A 19,768-nucleotide genomic window follows, 5' to 3' on the forward strand; every position below is an offset into this window, starting at 1 on the left:
GCTGCCATGACAACGTTTCATTCATTAACAGTGGCAAAAGTGGAACCCGAAACCCGCGACGCGGTGACGATTACCTTCGCCGTGCCAAACGATTTGCAGGACGCCTACCGCTTCCGTCCCGGCCAGCACCTGACGTTAAAAACGAAGCTGGGCGGGGAAGAGCTGCGCCGCTGCTACTCCATCTGCCGGAGTACCGCCCCGGGCGAAATCAGCGTGGCGGTCAAAGCCATCGACGGCGGGCGTTTTTCCCGCTATGCCCGGGATGAGATCAAATCGGGTATGGCCCTGGAGGTGATGGTTCCTCAGGGGCAGTTTGGCTACCAGCCGCGGGCCGAACGCGAAGGCCACTACCTGGCCATTGCGGCAGGCTCCGGGATCACCCCGATGCTGGCGATTATCTCCGCGACGCTGGCGATCGAACCGAACAGCCAGTTCACCCTGATCTACGGCAACCGCAGCAGCCAGAGCATGATGTTCCGCCAGGCGCTGGCGGACCTGAAGGACAAATACACGCAGCGGCTGCAGCTGGTCTCCATCTTCAGCCAGGAGCGGCTGGACAGCGATCTGCTTTACGGCCGCATCGACGGGGAAAAGCTGCAGGCGCTGGCGAAAACCCTGATTAACTTCCGCCAGTACGACGAGGCGTTTATCTGCGGCCCGTCGGCGATGATGGACGACGCCGAAGCGACGCTGAAGGCGCTGGGGATGCCGGACAAATCCATTCATCTTGAGCGCTTTAACACCCCAGGAACCACCGCTAAACGCGCGGTGCACGTCCAGGCGGAAGGACAGAAAGTGACCGTGCGCCAGGACGGACGCGACCGCGAAATCACCCTGACGGCGGAGGATGAAAGCATCCTGGATGCCGCCCTGCGTCAGGGGGCAGATCTCCCGTATGCCTGCAAGGGCGGCGTGTGCGCCACCTGTAAATGCAAGGTGCTGCGCGGGAAGGTGGACATGGCGACCAACTACAGCCTGGAGCCGGACGAGCTGGCCGCCGGATACGTGCTGAGCTGCCAGTCGCTGCCGTTAACCGCCGACGTGATTGTCGACTTCGACGCGAAGGGGATGGCATGAGCGAACTGATTGTTACCCGTCATGGCCGCGTGCTGCAGCTGACGCTCAACCGTCCGGCGGCGCGCAACGCCCTTAACAACGCGCTGTTGACGCAGATTGCCGAGCAGCTTGAGGCCGCCGCTGTGGATGCTGACGTCGCCGTCTGCGTGATTTACGGCAGCGAGCGCTGCTTTGCCGCCGGGGCCGATCTCAACGAAATGGCGGAGAAGGACCTGCCCGCCACCCTGAACGATATCCGCCCGCTGCTTTGGGCGCGGATTAACGCTTTTCCTAAACCGCTGATTGCCGCCGTGAACGGCTTCGCGCTGGGCGCAGGCTGCGAGCTGGCGCTGCTGTGCGACGCGATCGTTGCTGGCGATAACGCCCGCTTTGGCCTGCCGGAAATTACGCTGGGCATTATGCCCGGCGCGGGCGGCACCCAGCGTCTGATTCGCTGCGTCGGGAAATACCTTGCCAGCAAAATGGTGCTGACGGGCGAGAGTATTACCGCAGAGCAGGCGCTGAGCGCCGGGCTGGTCAGCGACGTTTTCCCGGCAGCGCTGACGCTGGAGTATGCCCTGAAGCAGGCGGCGCTGATGGCGCGCCACTCTCCGCTGGCGCTGCAGGCGGCGAAACAGGCGCTGCGCCAGTCTCAGGAGGTGCCGCTCCAGGCCGGTCTGGCCCAGGAGCGTCAGCTGTTTACGCTGCTTTCTGCCACCGAAGACCGCCGGGAAGGCATCGACGCCTTCTTACAAAAACGCACCCCCGACTTTAAAGGACGCTAATTGTGGAATGTATTCTCAGTCGTGTTGAGCAGGGCGTAATGACCATTACGCTGAACCGTCCGGAGCGTCTGAACAGCTTTAACGACGTGATGCACCAGCAGCTTGCCGAGTGCCTGAAACAGGCCGAGCGGGATGACACCGTTCGCTGTCTGCTGATCACCGGAGCCGGACGCGGCTTTTGCGCCGGTCAGGATCTGAACGACCGCAACGTCGACCCCAACGGCCCGGCGCCGGATCTGGGGATGTCCGTTGAAACCTTCTATAACCCGCTGGTGCGCCGCCTGGCAAAGCTGCCGAAACCGGTCATCTGTGCCGTTAACGGCGTGGCGGCCGGTGCGGGCGCCACGCTGGCGCTGGGATGTGACATGGTCATTGCCGCCCGTTCCGCCAACTTCGTGATGGCCTTCAGCAAGCTCGGTCTGGTGCCGGACTGCGGCGGCACCTGGCTGCTGCCGCGCGTGGCCGGACGCGCCCGCGCCATGGGGCTGGCGCTGCTCGGCGACAAACTCAGCGCCGAACAGGCGCAGGCGTGGGGGATGATCTGGCAGGTGGTGGATGACGAACAGCTCTCCGCTACGGCGCAGCAGATGGCGCTGCATTTTGCGTCTCAGCCGACCTTCGGGCTGGGGCTGATCAAGCAGGCCATCAATGCCGCGGAAACCAATACCCTGGACGCCCAGCTCGATCTGGAGCGCGACTATCAGCGCCTGGCCGGGCGCAGCGACGACTACCGCGAGGGCGTCAGCGCCTTCCTGGCGAAGCGCGCGCCGAACTTTACGGGGAAATAAGATGCTGAACATACGGACTGTCGCCGTGATTGGCAGCGGCACGATGGGCGCAGGGATTGCCGAAGTCGCCGCCAGCCACGGCCATCAGGTGCTGATCTACGACATCTCCAGCGATGCGATATCGCGCGCCATCGACGGGATCCGCCAGCGTCTGGCCTCCCGGGTGACGCGCGGAAAACTCTCCGCCGATGCCGGGAGCCAGATCCTCGCCCGGCTGCTTCCGGTCACGGATATCGAGGCGCTCGCCGCGGCCGATCTGGTCATAGAAGCGGCCTCCGAGCGTCTGGAGGTGAAAAAGGCGCTGTTTGCTCAGCTGGCTAAGATCTGCCCGCCGCAGACGGTGCTGACCAGCAATACCTCTTCCATCTCCGTTACGGCGATTGCGGCGGACATCCACCACCCGGAGCGGGTCGCAGGGCTGCACTTCTTTAACCCGGCGCCGGTAATGAAGCTGGTAGAGGTGGTCAGCGGGCTGGCGACCTCTCCGGAAGTGGCAGATGCGCTGTGCGAGCTGGCGCTGAACTGGGGCAAACAGCCCGTTCGCTGCCAGTCAACGCCGGGGTTCATCGTCAACCGCGTAGCCCGTCCGTTCTATTCCGAAGCCTGGCGCGCGCTGGAAGAGCAGGTCGCGCCGCCGGAGGTGATTGATGCCGCCCTGCGCGAAGGCGGCGGTTTCCCGATGGGGCCGCTGGAACTGACCGACATGATTGGTCAGGACGTGAATTTCGCGGTGACCTGCTCGGTGTTTAACGCCTTCTGGCAGGAGCGTCGTTTTCTGCCTTCGCTGGTGCAGCAGGAGCTGGTGCTGGCAGGAAGGCTGGGCAAAAAGAGCGGGAAGGGCGTCTACAACTGGCAGGGTGACAAACCCGATGTGCGGTGGGTGCCTGCCGTGAACGACAGCTACAGCCCGATGCGCGTGGAAAAGAGACGTGACGGTGTCACCGAAATTGATGATGTATATCTGATTGAAACGCAGGGGGAAACCGCTCAGGCGCTGGCGCTACGGCTCAACGGCGCGGTGGTGGTGGTGGACCGCATTGAGCGCGATGTGGCGGTGATTGCAGCTGCCGCCAGCAACCCGCACACCGCGACGCAAAAGGCCATCTGCTACCTGCAACAGCAGGGTAACCGGGTGGTGCAAATCGCCGATTATCCCGGCCTGCTGGTCTGGCGCACGCTGGCGATGATTGCCAACGAAGCGCTGGATGCCCTGCAAAAAGGGGTCGCCAGCGAGAAGGACATCGATACCGCCATGCGCCTGGGCGTTAACTACCCAAGCGGGCCGATCGCCTGGGGCGAGCGTCTGGGCTGGCAGCGCCTGCTGACGCTGCTGGAGAACCTGCAGCGTCATTACGGCGAAGAGCGCTATCGCCCCTGTTCACTGCTGCGCCAGCGCGCGCTTCTGGAGAGTAGCTATGAGTCATAACGCCTGGCATAACGCCCGCGCGATGTACGAACGGGACGCCTGCGCGCAGGCGATGGGGATGGACATTGTCGACATGGATGAAGGCTATGCGGTGGTGACCATGACCATCACTCCGCAGATGCTTAACGGCCACCAAACCTGCCACGGCGGGCAGCTGTTTTCCCTGGCGGACACCGCCTTTGCCTACGCCTGCAACAGCCAGGGGCTGGCGGCGGTCGCCTCCGGCTGCTCGATTGATTTTCTGCGTCCGGGCTTCGCCGGGGACACGCTCACCGCCACCGCGCGGGTGATGCATCAGGGCAAGCTGACCGGCGTGTACGACATTGAAATTCAGAATCAACAACAGAAAACCGTCGCCCTTTTTCGCGGGAAATCTCACCGCATCGGCGGCAGCGTGACAGGAGAGGCAGATGCGTAACGCATTTATTTGTGATGGCGTTCGAACCCCGGTGGGGCGCTACGGCGGCTCGCTTTCTGCGGTAAGAACCGACGATCTCGGTGCCGTGCCGCTGCGCGCGCTGCTGGCCCGCTACCCCCAGCTCGACCTTGAGCGGATCGACGACGTGATTTTCGGCTGCTCCAACCAGGCGGGGGAAGATAACCGCAACGTCGCGCGCATGTCGTCCCTGCTGGCCGGGCTGCCGCAGACGGTGTCCGGAACCACCATTAACCGCCTGTGCGGGTCGGGGCTGGACGCGATTGGTTTTGCGGCGCGCGCCATTAAGGCGGGCGATGGCGACCTGCTGATCGCGGGCGGCGTGGAGTCCATGTCCCGCGCGCCGTTTGTGATGGGCAAAGCCACCGCCGCGTTTCAGCGTCAGGCGGAAATCTTTGATACCACCATCGGCTGGCGATTTGTGAATCCGCTCATGCATCAGCAATTCGGAACTGACAGTATGCCGGAAACGGCAGAGAATGTAGCTGAATTGTTAAATATCAGCCGTGCCGATCAGGACGCGTTCGCGCTGCGCAGCCAGCAGCGTACCGCACAGGCGCAGCAGAACGGCATTCTGGCGCAGGAGATAGTGCCGGTGCAGGTGCCGGGCAAAAAAGGGGCGGTCACCGAGTTCAGCGTGGATGAACACCCGCGCGCGGACACCACGCTCGAGCAGCTTGCCGGTCTGAAAACGCCGTTCCGTAAGAACGGGGTGGTTACGGCGGGAAATGCCTCCGGCGTCAACGACGGCGCGGCGGCGCTGATCGTCGCCAGCGAGAAGATGGCGCTGGCGCAGGGGCTAGTCCCGCGCACGCGGATCGTGGCGATGGCGACGGCAGGCGTGGAGCCACGTCTGATGGGGCTCGGCCCGGTACCCGCCACCCGCAAGGTGCTGGAGCGCGCCGGACTCAGTATTAACGATATGGACGTGATTGAGCTTAACGAAGCGTTCGCCTCGCAGGCGCTGGGCGTGCTGCGTCAGCTGGGCCTGCCGGATGACGCCGCGCACGTCAACCCGAACGGTGGCGCGATTGCGCTGGGCCACCCGCTGGGCATGAGCGGGGCCAGACTGGCGCTGGCCGCGAGTAACGAACTGCACCGACGCGGCGGGCGCTACGCGCTGTGTACGATGTGCATCGGTGTGGGTCAGGGCATTGCCATGATCCTTGAGCGTGTTTGAGCATAAAAACAATGTGAGTACCCTACAATGACAAATACAACAAAGCTTGATCCGATTGAAACGGCCTCCCTTGACGAGCTACAGGCGCTGCAGACCGCGCGTCTGAAATGGACGCTGCATCACGCCTACAACAACGTGCCGATGTACAAACGCAAGTTTGACGCCGCGGGCGTTCACCCTGACGATTTCAACGAGCTGGCGGATATCCGCAAATTCCCGTGCACCACCAAGCAGGACCTGCGGGATAACTATCCGTTCGATACCTTTGCCGTGCCGATGGAGCAGGTGGTGCGCATTCACGCGTCATCCGGCACCACCGGCAAACCGACCGTTGTCGGCTACACGCAGGGCGACATCGACAACTGGGCCAATCTGGTGGCCCGCTCCCTGCGCGCCGCGGGCGGCAGCGCGAAGGACAAAATACACGTGGCGTATGGCTATGGCCTGTTTACCGGCGGGCTGGGGGCGCACTACGGCGCCGAGCGTTTAGGCGCGACGGTGATCCCGATGTCCGGCGGCCAGACGGAGAAACAGGCGCAGTTGATCCGTGATTTCCAGCCGGACATGATCATGGTGACGCCGTCCTACTGCCTCAACCTGATTGAGGAGCTGGAGCGCCAGATGGGCGGCGATGCCAGCGGCTGTTCCCTGCGCGTGGGCGTCTTCGGCGCCGAGCCGTGGACGCAGGCCATGCGTCGCGAAATCGAAAAACGCTTAGGCATTACGGCGCTGGACATTTATGGCCTTTCCGAGGTGATGGGGCCGGGCGTGGCGATGGAGTGCATCGAAACCGTCGACGGCCCGACCATCTGGGAAGATCACTTCTACCCGGAGATCGTCAACCCGAACGACGGCACGCCGCTGGATGACGGTCAGCAGGGCGAGCTGCTGTTCACCACGCTGACCAAAGAGGCGCTGCCGGTGATCCGCTACCGCACCCGCGACCTGACGCGCCTGCTCCCCGCCACCGCGCGCAGCATGCGTCGTATGGACCGGATCAGCGGCCGCAGCGACGATATGCTGATCATCCGCGGCGTCAACGTCTTCCCGTCGCAGCTGGAAGAGGAGATCGTGAAGTTCGAGCACCTTTCTCCGCACTACCAGCTGGAGGTGAACCGTCGCGGGCATCTTGATTCACTTTCCGTGAAGGTGGAGCTGAAAGAGAGTAGCCTCACGCTGACGCACGAGCAGCGCTGTCAGGTGTGCCACCAGCTGCGCCACCGCATTAAATCAATGGTGGGGATCTCCACCGACGTGACGATCGTGAACTGCGGCAGCATTCCACGCTCAGAGGGCAAAGCCTGCCGGGTGTTTGATTTACGTAAAGTGGCGGCCAACGGTTAAAACACCTTACCCCTCATCCTAACCTTCTCCCCAGAGGGGAGAAGGGACTGCTCGGTACGGTCTATTCCCTCTCCCCTCTGGGGAGAGGCTCAGGGTGAGGGGGAAACCCCAGAATCCTATGCTATGATTCATCCAGGACAAAAATAACAACAGAATGAATCACATGAATAAACTCGACGCCTTTATCCAGCACGCGGTCAGCTCCGTTCCCGTCAGCGGGACCTCGCTTATCTCCTCGTTATACGGTGACGCGCTTTCCCATCGCGGCGGTGAGATTTGGCTCGGCAGCCTGGCCGCCCTGCTGGAAGGCATGGGGTTTGGCGAGCGCTTCGTGCGCACCGCGCTGTTTCGCCTCAACAAAGAGGGCTGGCTGGACGTTTCCCGCATCGGGCGTCGCAGCTTTTACCGCCTGAGCGATAAAGGGCTGCGCCTGACGCGTCGCGCGGAGAATAAGATCTACCGTGCTGAACTGCCCGCCTGGGACGGCAAATGGTTATTGCTGCTTTCCGAAGGGCTGGACAAAAATACCCTTGCCGACGTCAAAAAACAGCTGATCTGGCAGGGGTTTGGCACGCTGGCGCCGAGCCTGATGGCCTCGCCGTCGCAGCATCTGGCGGACGTGCAGTCCCTGCTTCACGATGCCGGCGTGGCGGAAAACGTGATTTTCTTTGAAGCCCACTCGCCGCTGGCGCTCTCCCGCGCCGCGCTGCGTTCGCGGGTAGAAGAGTGCTGGCAGTTAACCGAACAAAACGCGATGTACGAGTCGTTTATCAATTCGTTCCGCCCGCTGCTGCCGCTGCTGAAAGAGGCCTCGGCGGAGGAGCTGACGCCGGAACGCTGTTTCCAGATCCAGCTGCTGCTGATTCATTTTTATCGTCGCGTGGTGCTGAAAGACCCGCTGCTGCCGGAAGAGTTGCTGCCCGCGCACTGGGCGGGGCAAAGCGCCCGACAGCTCTGCATTAATATCTATCAGCGTGTCGCGCCGGGGGCGCTGGCGTTTGTCAGCGAAAAAGGCGAAACCTCGGTTGGGGAATTGCCCGTGCCCGGCACGCTTTACTATCAACGTTTCGGTGGTCTGAATACTGCGTAAGGAGAGGGTATGCCTGTTTATCAAATTGACGGTCTGACGCCGGTCGTGCCTGACGAGAGCTATGTTCACCCAACGGCGGTGCTGATTGGGGACGTGATTCTGGGCAAAGGCGTTTATGTTGGCCCTAACGCCAGCCTGCGCGGTGATTTTGGCCGTATCGTGGTGAAAGACGGTGCCAACATTCAGGATAACTGCGTGATGCACGGCTTCCCTGAGCAGGACACGGTGGTGGAAGAGGACGGGCATATCGGCCACAGCGCCATTCTCCACGGCTGCGTGATCCGCCGCAATGCGCTGGTGGGCATGAACGCGGTGGTGATGGACGGCGCGGTCATCGGTGAAAACAGCATCGTCGGCGCGGCGGCGTTCGTGAAGGCGAAAGCGGAGATGCCCGCCAACCATTTGATTATCGGCAGCCCGGCCAAAGCGATTCGCGAACTCAGCGAGCAGGAGCTGGCATGGAAGCAGCAGGGCACGCGGGAGTATCAGGTGCTGGTGGAGCGCTGCAAGCTGACAATGCACCAGGTGGAACCGCTGCGCGAGGCTGAGCCTGACCGGAAACGGCTGGCGTTTGACGAGAATTTAAGGCCGAAGTCGGCGGTGTAGGACTGGAAGTTCTCGCCACAGCACTAACGGGAAGATGTTACCCGCCTCATCGTGCTATTAATCCTCCGATACAGACTCATCACGACAAAGGACGCAGAGTTATGCTGAGAGGTAAACGCGCTGTTATCACGGGTGGTGGCGGAGGATTTGGTCAGGCGCTGTGCGTCTGGCTGGCACGAGAGGGCGTAGAAGTGGATTTTAGCGCCCGTCGGGCGGTGGATATTCAAAAAACCTGCAGCCTCATCGCAGCTGAAGGTGGTGAGGCGAAAGGGTATCTCTGTGATTTAGCCCTGCCGGAATCCATTTCTGAGTTTGTTTCGCAGGTTTTAGATTCAGACAGGCCAATCGATATTTTAATTCTGAATGCTGCTCAGTGGTTGTCCGGGACAATAGACCAACAATCGAGCATTGAAATCGTCAATACCGTCAGTTCAGGCCTGACGGGTTCAATCCTGCTCACCCAGGCAATACTTCCGGGTTTAAGACGCTCAGAGAGTGCAGACATCATTGCGGTTATATCTGCGTGCGGTATTCCGAACTTTACAGATTCGATTGCCCATCCCGCTTTTTTTGCCAGCAAACATGGAATGAGCGGCTTTATCACCAAACTGTCAAAAGAATTGTCCCTTGAAAATATAAGGGTAACCGGCATGTATCCACCTGATTTTGAACTTACCGGGATAGATGCGCTTGTCGACGATCGATCACGAATGGGGGAGCGCTTAATGAATGGACGGTCGGTCTGGGAAACGATGCGTTTTGTGCTGACTCAGCCACGTAGCTGCCATATTGGTACCGTCTACTTTCAGGGACCCACTCGCGAAGATCTGGAATGTCAGTCCTGAACCTCTTATTTTTGTATCCACCTCTTGATTTAGCAGAACAGGGACCACAGAGATGACGCGCTTTTACCAATTTACCGCTACCCGCCTTGATGGCCGACCGATCTCAATGGCCGACTATGCGGGTAAGGTAGTTCTGGTCGTTAATACCGCCAGCCAGTGCGGCTTCACGCCTCAGTACGCTGGGCTTGAAGCGCTATACAAGAAATACGCCGATCGAGGGTTAGTGGTGCTTGGCTTCCCCTGCAACCAGTTCGGTAAACAGGAACCCGGCGGCGCCGACGAAATCGCGAAAACCTGTTACATCAACTACGGCGTGAGTTTCCCTATGTTCGAGAAAGTCGAGGTTAACGGTAGCGCAGCGCACCCGCTGTTTCGTTATCTGAAAAACGAATTGCCCGGCGTACTGGGCGGGCGGATCAAGTGGAACTTTACTAAGTTCCTGATTGGCCGCGACGGTAAACCTCTCAAGCGTTTTGCTCCAATGACGACGCCAGAAAAAATAGACCCTGCAATTCATGCGGCACTGGAAATGTAAGGTTTCTGATAGCCGAACCTTTCTCCTTTAGAGCCGGTCGAAATACTCACACCGGAGAGAAGATAACGTCCGCTCTGTGTGCCTGACGGACTAAACGCTGTTTTTACCGCGTTGTGCCGGGAGCGGACGTTACGAGCTTTAAATTATAACGCTATTTTTTCGACAAGAAAAATGTTTCCTGGATTCGTTGGTTATTATCCTTCACTATTTTGTCTGATGCTTCTAATACGGATTTTAATACTGGAGTCTCTTTACCAAATTTTATGGACTGGGTATCTATTGTGAGATTGTACATCGGAATATTTTCAGCACGATATACATTGTGGATCTTCAGTGTAAGTGTTGCAGGGACTTTTAAAGAAAGTTTGTCGCTAGTTGTTTTTTTATCATCGGATTTGTCTTTATTATAATCATCAATAATTGACTGAATCTCTCTCTTAATGCCGTCTTGATAAGAACCGACAGATAAATCAGTAAGCTTGAAGAGGGTTGAGTTATCACTGTCTGTTTTTAATTCAACATCAATAAATGCATTTTCACTATAAACTTTTCCTAATGATACATGACCGTTATCATTACTTAAAATGTTCTGTTTCTTAAACTCCAGATTTCCTGATAACATCGCAGATGATAACAACACTGACGCGCCAATGATTACACTTGATATGATGATTTTCATTTTTTTATCCTTGATAACTTAAATTCATTTTTTTGGGCGTGACGTTGTGCGTGAACCAGACTCACCAATACCTAACGCCATGTCCGTAATTGATTGTTTTTTGATCTAAAAATTTCGCTAAGAAATCCCTATCCCTCTTTTGACACGTGGTATTTGAGAAAACATATCACTCCTTTGTTTGTTAGCATTTTGGAACCATATTACAATCTATTATTTTGAGTTAACACTGTTATTTTTTGTAACGCGTCAGCTAAAGGAAATGAAGATGCCAGTAGTGCGGTAAAGAGACAATTATTGTACTTCCAGAATTTGTCGCAACACCTGGAGTTGGATGGCAGGCGTCCTGGGAGTGTCCCTGGCAAGGCATTCGCTCAACGCAACGAAAAAGGCCCCATCAGGGGCCTGGTCTGCTTTAACTATGGACTGCGTTTCGCCTGAATCAGAAGCGGTATTGCAGACCCGCTGTAATCGTATAGTTATGGTTAGAAATACCTGCCGCATCCCCACCAATAGAGCCGGAGTCACCCGTATTGGTATCAATAATCTGCGTACCGCCTTTACCTTCTTCATAACTGCTATAGGTAAATTCAGCAAAAACTTTGGCGTGCGGAGTGACGTAATACCCGGCATCAACAGACGCACCATAATAGCGGGAGTCCGTTGTCTTCTCGCGGAAAGTCAGATCGCGCATGTAGTGTTCGTCGTTATCATGTGCACGCACCCAGTCACTGAATTTGAACAGGGCATTAAATTCAAAGTCATTAAAGCGGTACTGCCCTGCAAGGCCGATGTATGGCATAGAGAAACGCTGGCTATAACCAATACCGCGTTCGCCTGCCGGGAAGTTCCCCTGATAGGCGCCGTTATCATAATTATAAGTACCCCCGGTCGCCGTCCAGCTGAAGCGTGTTTCCTGATAACCTGCGGTTACGCCCGCTTTATAATTATCGCCCTGGAAGATCCACCCTTTTAGGTTGAGATCGTATTCATTGGCGTAGTTAACGTTAGTGGCAGGATGGCTTGAATGGTCTGTCCAGGAGGATTGTTTGGCGTTCATCCAGTCATAGTCATCCATATGACCTGAGCCTGATGCCAGAGATGTCCAGCCTCGAGCGTTCAGTGTCAAGAAGGCGTATGCATCCCAGGAAATATCGCCTTTCAAAATAGCGACATTTTTTATTTTCCAGTCCAGCTGGCTAACTTTTCTTCCTGTGACTTCGTCATAAACCATCTCGTGGGATTTTCCGCTCAGCATCCCGGCAGATGCTGAAACCGTGAAGCTTTCCGGTGAGAAATCCGGTGTGGCTTGTAAGGAACCTGCATATACTGCCCCTGAAAACGCGGCCATCATCATTCCCGCAACAATATTTCTTGTCATTTTTATTTCCCTAAAACAAATTAATCAATGAGTTGCAGGGGAATATTAAAAGTCATACAAATAAGAATCAACTGCCAGTTTTGGTAATTTTTTATAATTTGACGTAAGGAGCAATATTTAACTTTGGGCCGCCTGAAGGAGGCGACCGCTAATATTTACATGACTACTGGCTTGATGCTAAACAACGGTCGTTTGCGGATAAAACGTTGTTATTCACTGTAACCGGCGCCACAAACACATTCCGTTTACCCGCGCAGCCACGGTGTGATCGTCAATCCGGTCAGCAGTCCCTCCGGACTGAGCAGGCGAGTAACGGTCTGGCCCCACGGTTCGGTGCGGTTGGCCACCAGCAGGCGATAGCCTTTTTCACTCAGATTGCGGGTTGCCGAGTCCAGATCCTGAACCTCGTACTCAACCCATCCCTGCGGTATCGGGTACTCAGTGGGCCACTGTTCTTCTCCAAAGCAGGACGCAGCCGCCTGTGCGAGCGGCCAGATGGCGAAATGCTTCACGCCTGCCAGCTGGCCCTCTTCAGTGAGCAGGTAATCGGTATTCCCCTCCATCGGCTTCAGCGGAAGGCCGAGTGTCTGGACATAAAACGCGGTGCTGGTCTCCGTATCCCGCGAAATGGGCCCGAACCCGGCGACGAACAAGACATCAATTTCTGGTAACGTCTGCGACATATCCACTCCTGAATGAGGTGAGATTCACCCTGAATTTATCTTACGACCGACTGAAATACGACTCTCAATTCTGGTCTCGCATTCACCGTGCCTGCACGTCCACGACGGGTTTAAAATTCAGCGCGATGACGATCAGCAGCACGACTCCTGCACTCATGATCAGCCATGCGGTGGTCAGCGAGACCGAACTGTCGCGAACGATCCCCGCAATTAACGGCATAAGCGCGGCGAGCATGTACCCACCTCCCTGAACTTTAGACAGTAACTTCCCGGCCTGCGCGGGCGTTCGCGCATGATCGAAGGTGACGATGAGCGACAGCGGGAAGAGGGCGCCGATCCCGGTCCCGAGCAGCAGCGTGGATAATACCGGCGTCGTACCCGGCGAAAAGACCAGACACAGTAATCCCGCCAGCAGCAGCAACAGTACGGCGATCAGCGGCACGCGACGGTCGGGGAATTTACCGATCAGCGCGGAGACGACAAACCCGGCGACAACCTCGGTTAACGTCAGCCAGGCCAGCATGAAGCCGCTGCTGCGGGCGGACCATCCCGCCTGAATATAGAGCGGGGGCAGCCAGGCTAACACCAGCGTATAGGCTCCCGTTCCCACCCCGAAAAAGATCAACAGTAGGGCTGTACGTGAGGAGGGGAACGTAACGTCTTCGCGTGCCGTTTTTTCACCTTGTGGATGCTTAACCAGGGTTAACCACAGTATCAGCGCCAGCAGCGCTAACACCCCGGCCATTGCCAGCGCGGGCTTCAGCGTGAGCCATGAAAACAACGGCTCGGCGCTGGCGGCGGCGACTGCCGCGCCGGCCATAATGCCCGTGCTGAAGAGCGACATTACCGTGCTGGCCGTTTGCGTATATTCCTTTTTTATCAGGGCAGGCATTAACGCCTGGATCGTACCTATGCTGGCCCCGCCCAGTAACGCGGTGCCCATAAGACTCTCCGGTGAGGCGCTAAAACCGCGTAATAAACAGGCCACAAGCAGGATGAAGAGCCCGAACATAATTCCCCGTACGGCACCGACTTTGGCTAAAAGCCAGGGGCCGCATAAGGCGGCCAGTCCCATCATCGCGACCGGCAGGGTGGTCAGGAGGCTGAATTGCGTAGCGGTTAGCCCCGCTTCGCGCTGCAGCACGGAAAACAGCGGTCCGACAGAAGCCAGAACAGGGCGCAGGTTCAGCCCGACGATAAAAGCGATAACGGCGAAGAGTAAAGGCGACGTGCGTTTCAACATGGAGTCCTTTTCGGTTGTGAATGGCCCGGGCAAATTGCCACGAGCATTTATCTTAACGTTAAGATAAAATCTGTTTTTGCGTAAGATCTACCGCACAACAGGATAAATACCCACGCCACCAGGGGTGAAAATGAAAGACCATGTAGACTTCGTTGTCGACCAGTGGAGCCGTGCCATGCCGGAGCTGGACGCCTCGTCGATGAAAATTTTTGGCCGGATGCTCAGGCTGATGAAGCATCTGGGAAAAGAGCGGGCGCAGGCCATGGCGCAGTTTGGCTTTCGCGAGGGCGAGTTTGACGTGCTCGCCACGCTGCGCCGCGCCGGTAAGCCGTACTGTCTTTCCCCCACGCAGCTGTATAAATCGCTGTTGATCACCTCAGGGGCGATGACGAACCGGCTCAGCCATCTCGAACAGCAAGGGCTTATCAGGCGAATTGCCGATCCGGATGATAAGCGCAGCACCCTCGTAAGCCTGACCGCGCACGGGCAGGATCGTATCGAACAGGCGCTGATCGTGCATACGCAAACGCAAAATGCGCTGCTGAGCAGCTTGTCTGACGCGCAGCGCGCGCAGCTTGAATCCCTGCTCAGGGAGCTGCTGTTGACGTTCCCGCCCGAGAGCCTGGGCGACAAGTCATCGAGTGCCGATAATACAAACACTGAATAGTTAAACCTCACAGAAAGGGAACGTATGTCTTTACCGCCACTGTATGCGCTTCGCGCTTTTGAAGTTGCCGCGCGGCTGAACTCCTTCAGCAAAGCGGCTGAAGCACTGAATATCACGCCGGGCGCGGTCAGCAGGCATATCCGGACGCTTGAAATGTGGTTCGACTGTGAGCTCTTTAAACGTCAGGGGCCAAGAGTGGAGGTCAGCGATGCCGGGCGCGTTCTGGCCGGACATTTGAGCGAAAGTTTCACCAGCATCGAGTGGGCCTGTCGCGCATTCAAAAGTGAAAACCACCTTCTGCGCCTCAAGGCCCCCAGCTCCCTGACGATGCGGTGGCTTCTTGACGTTCTGAAAATCTTTCGTGAAAACCATGCAAAACCTCAGGTTGAGATAGCCAGCGTCTGGATGGACGTTGATTCCGTTGACTTCAGCCGTGAGCCCTACGATTGTGCGATCCTGCTCGGTAATGGCTATTTCGGCGAATCAACAGAGAGCAGGCTGCTTTTCAGCGAATGGCTCATTCCCGTTTGTACCCCGTCTTTGCTTGATTCTGCCCGGCATCAGCTTGCCCAGTGCGATCTTATTCATCCCTCGCCGGACAGACGGGACTGGAAGCGCTGGCTGAAAAGAACGGGATTATTCCCCGGGCTCGACGTGAGCCGAGGGATAGTGTTCGACACCCTGGAACAGGGAAGCCGTGCCGCCATGAACGGACATGGTGTTGCTATGGCCGATCTTCGTCTTACGCGTGAAGCGCTTGAGAGTGGGCTTCTCGCACTGCCTTTCCGGGAAGCTATCGCAACCGGCGAAGGCTACTATCTTGTCTGGCCAAAAAATTCGCTCAGAAGAGAGAGTATCCAACGCCTGATGGCCTGGCTTCATCTCCATACGCCGGTTTTTCCCTCTCTGGATATTGTTTGTCTCGATGAAGATAAGAAACATTTTTAATAAATATAAATGCTGGATATTCCGTCCGGAATATCCAGCATGATGAATGATTTTATGCGTAGGGTATATTCGCCATCTGTTTATATCTTTCTGGCAGGGCGCTGTTCAGGTTAAGTAATTTATCCAGAATATAAAGCGCAGGCGTCCCCTTTGCGCGTTCAGCAGCGATCAGCGCAGCGCGTAACAGATTGGCAGCCGACGTCATTTCACGGAAATACTCCTCAGATTCACGCGTCTGAACTTCGCCTGACGTGGCGTAACGCACCTTTGGCCACTCCGCAAAGTCAAGCAGCGGAAGGATCCCGTCCTCTTTTGGTAAATGCGCCGAGAGCAACTCTTCGGCGTTACCCGGATTGCTTTGGGCGAAAGAGAGGAGGTGCAGGCGATGGATGAAAGGTGAAAGCGCCTCTGAGCTTTCCTTTTCGGCTGAAAGTAACGCTATCAACTCATGCACATTTGCATGGGCGCTAAATTTATGAGGCGAGATAATATTCATTACAGGGAATAAAACATCGAGTGTCATAGGTGCTCCATACAGGATTGGTATTATTTATTTTTTCTATTCCAGGGATGAATGGATGGTATTTCAGCGGGGGCGCTTTTGAAAAACGATAAATAGTGGGAATTAATGTGAGTTTTACTCAATGTCGGATGATGATCCATTAGCCTTCACGCGACCTCATGGGTACGCATGAAGAATCAACTTCATTCATTAACTTATTGTTAATTATGAAGAAAGAAGAGGTTTTGTTTGCATTGCTTTTATACTGTTTACGGCGTAGCAGTTAAGTATGTATTGCAATGTGTATTCCAGAATGAGTTTTTATGTCGGGTGAGAACAAGTTAAGCGACAAGGCGCTCCCGTATGGATGTCGTTAGGCAAGTATCCTGATATGCAACTTAAACATGCCCGGGAGAAAAAGGACGAGTGTTGGGAATGGCTATCACAAGTAATTGATTCACGAATAGAGAATAACCAACTAAAGAAAAATGCCCAAAGTAGTAAAATGTTGTTTGTTTGAAATAAATCTCATGAGGTGATCAAGAAATCCCTCATGAGATTTTTTAGCCAACCTAGTTGTTTTACTTTACATTGTTTTTATCATTATCTTTGATTGAATTTTTTTCTTTACTTTCGTCAGGCAATACTCTGTCTAATATTTCTTTATTTATCTGCATAGATGCTGTAATTAAGTTGTTGATGCTTTTAGTTTCCTCTCGGTGGGATTTTTTATCATTCGAGTTCAGCGGGGAGTTGAGAATGTTTTTTAAAATATGATCCATAAATTCAGAAACCTTTTCTGATTTATTATTGCCGATCTCTTGTTTAAAAGATATTAATGTTTCAGAAAGCAATTTTTTATGTGCATAATCTTCGCTGATATTATTTTGTTTGACGTATTGAATCGCGCTAAAAGCAAAAAAACCGATCATAATTGGAATCATTGACAGCCTAGCGATGAATAACATCATTAAATGCGAACCTTGACCTATTCCTGTTGTGTCCGCAACTTTATTCATTTCATAAAGTATATATATTACAAAGATAATACAACCAAGAGCGGAGATTATCGACGTGGTAGCCCAAAATGAACTATTAGACTTTGCAAGTTCGTAAGCTGTTTTAAAATGCCTTGATAGTCGATAAGTACCAGCGAGATTCATAGCTGCTTTAGCATTATCTATAAGTTCTTTAGCAGCTTGTTTTTGAGATGTAATTGTTTCATTTAATTTGTTTATCTCATCTGTTTTTTTAATGATGTGTTTTACTTCTTCTTTTGACTCTTCTGTGAAATGGGATAGTTCATTTTGTAATTTTTTAGATTTTTCGTAAAGATCGTCAAGTGTGATTTTTGCAGTGTTTAATGCGTCGTGAATACTTTCAATATTGCTGTAAGTGCTACTGCTTTTTACTAGTAACTGATTTAGGTCATGACCTTTTTTGCTCGCTACACTTTGCTCTTTTTTAAGTTCATTGACCAAGTTAATAATTGTTTCATGAGTCTCTGTACTATTTGAGTAAATATCTTGAGCTTTTGAAAGGTTTATTTCAACATCATTCTTCAGCTTGAGTATCTTTGTAAGTTCTTCTTTAACTTTATTTTCGAAAGTTACAGCGATTCTTTCGTTTTGATCTGTTTCTTTAATTAGTTGAGCTATTCTGACGTACTTGATAAGGCTTTCGGAAAGGCTTTCTATCCTTTCATGAGCAGTGTCGTCAAATATAGATGATTGGATTATTGAAAGGTAGTTTCCAATGGTTATTATTATCTCATTGAGATCGCTCTTCTCTTCTGAAGTATAAAGCTCAGGATAATGAACAAAACTATACTTGTTAATTGTTGAAATTTGAGTTCTAAGTTTTTCAAGTGTGTTCGCACGGTTAGAACTTTCAAGTTGCAAAAATGGGTCACTCTTTACCGATCTCAATTGGCTTATTGCAGAGCTCAGTATCGAAAAACTTGTAGAAACTACAGTTTTGAAATCGTTAACGTTCATAATATGCCTGCTCAGACAGTGTATATAGCTTTGTGTATTGCATTGGATTTATATCAGCTAGATTCTGATGAAAAAACTCAGATGAATCAATATATTTTTATCAAGAACTTGCATGATGATCCTTCACACTATACTTCAGCCCAGAAACATAACGTGTGGCATGAGGATGGTATGGCTGGCAAAAACTTGTCCAAGATGGGCGCGGCAAAAGTCCTTCTGATTGTGGATCACCATGGTAATCAGGTAATAGAAAAATACCCTGTTAGTGAGGTTGAATACGGCTTTTATGAACATGCGGCGGAACCACTCAGTGGCGTTGTCGAATCCCCACGACTTTTTAACGCCGATCCACACCGACGCAGCCTGACGCTTGAATACGTTCCTCATAAGATCTCACAGGATGAGGTTGCGGGAAACGACATACTGAAACGACTTTCACGTTTACACGATTATCCTGCCGACCCTGCATGGATTTATCACACCCATACCTGGTCTGAGTCAGCGCTAGAAAAATCTCTGTCTCTTCTGGAATTGCCCGTCCGGGCTGAGCGGCAGATGCGGTGTTTTCAGCAAGGGAGTAGCGTTTTGTTTAGTCAGGAATGTTTAATTTCTGGTGATACCAATGCGGGTAACTGGGGCAGAAGAGAAAACGGCGATACGATACTTTTCGACTGGGAAAGGTTCGGTACTGGCAGCCCGGCTATTGACCTTGCTCCGCTGGTAAAAGGGATGGGCTCAAAACAAAGCCTTTTGCAACTTGCCGAGCGCTACCGTGTTTTTGCCACGCATTCGGTCGCAGGCAGATTAGCCAGAGAAATCGCTCTTGCTAAAGCATGGATTGTCACTGAAGTCGTGTTACTACTGCACGAAAGGAAAAAAAGTGATTATAAGCTCTACCTGAGCTGGTACAGAGAACATCTCCCCGGCTGGCTGGATGAGTCCATCTCACTGCTTTGAGCACGTCGTAACAGAGCCTGCGAAACCGATGCAGCGATTTGTTTCACAAATGCCATCGCTCATCGACCGTTCAGAATGGTATAACGTCTTGCGGCAATCGGGTTGCCGCCCGCTGACTCCATTCACAAAGGTGTATATGAAACAAATTACGTTCAGTGACCTGCAGCAACAAAGCGAGCAGGCTGCCAATTCTCCTCGCTTACGCGCGCATCGCAATTTACATCCTGAGCTGAGCGACCCGGTGCAGCGCCTGGCCATCGCGATGGAGCCTGGCACCTATGTCCGCCCCCATCGCCACCCACACACGTTTGAACTGCTGACCGCTCTGAGCGGTCGCTTTCTGGTGCTGAATTTTGACGATAACGGTAACGTGACCCAGCGCGTGGTGTTAGGTGAAGAGTGCAAAGTGCTGGAGATGGATGCCGGGACCTGGCATGCCGTGCTGTCGCTGGATAAAGGCGGCGTCATTTTTGAGGTAAAACACGGCGGCTATCAGCCTGTCCCTGAGCACGATACCGCCCGATGGTCACCGGCTGAGAACGCGCCCGGTTGCGCGGAGCTGATGAAATGGTACGCCCAGGCGCAGGTGGGTGACGGTGGTTTTACTCTGTAATTGTGTTCTT

Annotated in this window: 21 protein-coding genes; 15 read left to right on the plus strand and 6 right to left on the minus strand. The window is 54.2% G+C overall.

All coding sequences use genetic code 11. From position 1 onward, the window contains the following. Window positions 1-6: 6 nt before the first annotated feature. The 11 genes from paaE to L370_RS05015 all read left to right on the plus strand — a co-directional run bounded on the left by paaE (window position 7) and on the right by L370_RS05015 (window position 10,091). Window positions 7-1,077, plus strand: a complete 1,071-nt coding sequence (gene paaE, locus L370_RS05065) for a 1,2-phenylacetyl-CoA epoxidase subunit PaaE (protein ID WP_023335568.1) — start codon at window positions 7-9, stop codon at window positions 1,075-1,077. Further along, on the plus strand, window positions 1,074-1,841 hold the full coding sequence (gene paaF, locus L370_RS05060; RefSeq protein WP_023335569.1) for a 2,3-dehydroadipyl-CoA hydratase PaaF: 768 nt from the start codon (window positions 1,074-1,076) through the stop codon (window positions 1,839-1,841). The genes paaE and paaF overlap by 4 nt, the downstream gene beginning before the upstream one ends. Then, the gene (paaG, locus tag L370_RS05055; protein WP_155858051.1) at window positions 1,841-2,629 is read left to right on the plus strand and encodes a 2-(1,2-epoxy-1,2-dihydrophenyl)acetyl-CoA isomerase PaaG; all 789 of its coding nucleotides are present in this window, start codon (window positions 1,841-1,843) and stop codon (window positions 2,627-2,629) included. Before paaF ends, paaG begins: the two co-directional genes overlap by 1 nt. Before the next feature lies 1 nt (window position 2,630). Then, a complete protein-coding gene (paaH, locus tag L370_RS05050) occupies window positions 2,631-4,055 on the plus strand; it encodes a 3-hydroxyacyl-CoA dehydrogenase PaaH (protein ID WP_023335571.1) in 1,425 nt (474 codons plus the stop codon). Continuing rightward, window positions 4,045-4,473 (plus strand): hydroxyphenylacetyl-CoA thioesterase PaaI, encoded by a 429-nt coding sequence (paaI, locus tag L370_RS05045; protein ID WP_023335572.1) that lies wholly within the window; start codon window positions 4,045-4,047, stop codon window positions 4,471-4,473. The genes paaH and paaI overlap by 11 nt, the downstream gene beginning before the upstream one ends. Further along, a complete protein-coding gene (gene pcaF / locus L370_RS05040) occupies window positions 4,466-5,671 on the plus strand; it encodes a 3-oxoadipyl-CoA thiolase (protein WP_023335573.1) in 1,206 nt (401 codons plus the stop codon). The genes paaI and pcaF overlap by 8 nt, the downstream gene beginning before the upstream one ends. Before the next feature lie 27 nt (window positions 5,672-5,698). Next, complete coding sequence (paaK, locus tag L370_RS05035; RefSeq protein WP_023327374.1) at window positions 5,699-7,015, plus strand: phenylacetate--CoA ligase PaaK; 1,317 nt, start codon at window positions 5,699-5,701, stop codon at window positions 7,013-7,015. A 154-nt stretch (window positions 7,016-7,169) separates the two neighbouring features. Beyond that, window positions 7,170-8,105: a phenylacetic acid degradation operon negative regulatory protein PaaX gene (gene paaX / locus L370_RS05030; protein ID WP_032666603.1), complete on the plus strand. Its 936-nt coding sequence runs from the start codon at window positions 7,170-7,172 to the stop codon at window positions 8,103-8,105. A 9-nt stretch (window positions 8,106-8,114) separates the two neighbouring features. Further along, on the plus strand, window positions 8,115-8,711 hold the full coding sequence (gene paaY / locus L370_RS05025; protein ID WP_023335575.1) for a phenylacetic acid degradation protein PaaY: 597 nt from the start codon (window positions 8,115-8,117) through the stop codon (window positions 8,709-8,711). A 101-nt stretch (window positions 8,712-8,812) separates the two neighbouring features. Further along, a complete protein-coding gene (locus L370_RS05020) occupies window positions 8,813-9,556 on the plus strand; it encodes an SDR family oxidoreductase (RefSeq protein ID WP_023335576.1) in 744 nt (247 codons plus the stop codon). Window positions 9,557-9,608: 52 nt separating this feature from the next. Next, the gene (locus L370_RS05015) at window positions 9,609-10,091 is read left to right on the plus strand and encodes a glutathione peroxidase (protein ID WP_023335577.1); all 483 of its coding nucleotides are present in this window, start codon (window positions 9,609-9,611) and stop codon (window positions 10,089-10,091) included. Between the two features lie 151 nt (window positions 10,092-10,242). Here L370_RS05015 and L370_RS05010 read toward each other — a convergent pair whose 3' ends face one another. From L370_RS05010 to L370_RS04995, 4 genes are all read right to left on the minus strand, one after another. Beyond that, a complete protein-coding gene (locus L370_RS05010; RefSeq protein WP_023335578.1) occupies window positions 10,243-10,770 on the minus strand; it encodes a hypothetical protein in 528 nt (175 codons plus the stop codon). A 439-nt stretch (window positions 10,771-11,209) separates the two neighbouring features. Further along, window positions 11,210-12,148, minus strand: a complete 939-nt coding sequence (locus L370_RS05005) for an omptin family outer membrane protease (protein WP_023335579.1) — start codon at window positions 12,146-12,148, stop codon at window positions 11,210-11,212. A gap of 245 nt (window positions 12,149-12,393) precedes the next feature. Further along, on the minus strand, window positions 12,394-12,831 hold the full coding sequence (locus tag L370_RS05000; RefSeq protein ID WP_023335580.1) for a VOC family protein: 438 nt from the start codon (window positions 12,829-12,831) through the stop codon (window positions 12,394-12,396). A gap of 82 nt (window positions 12,832-12,913) precedes the next feature. Next, window positions 12,914-14,074, minus strand: a complete 1,161-nt coding sequence (locus L370_RS04995; protein WP_023335581.1) for an MFS transporter — start codon at window positions 14,072-14,074, stop codon at window positions 12,914-12,916. A 130-nt stretch (window positions 14,075-14,204) separates the two neighbouring features. On the opposite strand from L370_RS04995, the gene L370_RS04990 reads away from it, so the two are divergent. Both L370_RS04990 and L370_RS04985 read left to right on the plus strand, forming a co-directional pair. Further along, window positions 14,205-14,741 carry a MarR family winged helix-turn-helix transcriptional regulator gene (locus tag L370_RS04990; protein ID WP_023335582.1) on the plus strand — a complete coding sequence of 179 codons (537 nt, stop codon included), beginning with the start codon at window positions 14,205-14,207 and terminating at the stop codon, window positions 14,739-14,741. 24 nt (window positions 14,742-14,765) lie between these two features. Continuing rightward, a complete protein-coding gene (locus tag L370_RS04985; RefSeq protein WP_023335583.1) occupies window positions 14,766-15,689 on the plus strand; it encodes a LysR substrate-binding domain-containing protein in 924 nt (307 codons plus the stop codon). A 52-nt stretch (window positions 15,690-15,741) separates the two neighbouring features. Here L370_RS04985 and L370_RS04980 read toward each other — a convergent pair whose 3' ends face one another. Next, complete coding sequence (locus L370_RS04980; protein WP_023335584.1) at window positions 15,742-16,212, minus strand: hypothetical protein; 471 nt, start codon at window positions 16,210-16,212, stop codon at window positions 15,742-15,744. 560 nt (window positions 16,213-16,772) lie between these two features. Beyond that, complete coding sequence (locus tag L370_RS04975; RefSeq protein WP_023335585.1) at window positions 16,773-18,188, minus strand: hypothetical protein; 1,416 nt, start codon at window positions 18,186-18,188, stop codon at window positions 16,773-16,775. Between the two features lie 171 nt (window positions 18,189-18,359). Here L370_RS04975 and L370_RS0122115 point away from each other — a divergent pair, with 171 nt between their 5' ends. After that, the gene (locus tag L370_RS0122115) at window positions 18,360-19,145 is read left to right on the plus strand and encodes a phosphotransferase family protein (protein ID WP_032666719.1); all 786 of its coding nucleotides are present in this window, start codon (window positions 18,360-18,362) and stop codon (window positions 19,143-19,145) included. Between the two features lie 136 nt (window positions 19,146-19,281). Beyond that, entirely contained in the window at window positions 19,282-19,758 is a 477-nt protein-coding gene (locus L370_RS04970; RefSeq protein WP_023335588.1) for a WbuC family cupin fold metalloprotein, read from the plus strand. The last annotated feature ends 10 nt before the right edge of the window (window positions 19,759-19,768 follow it).

Origin of the sequence: Enterobacter sp. MGH 24 (assembly GCF_000493015.1) — a bacterium.
In the GTDB taxonomy this organism is placed as follows: Bacteria; Pseudomonadota; Gammaproteobacteria; order Enterobacterales; family Enterobacteriaceae; genus Enterobacter.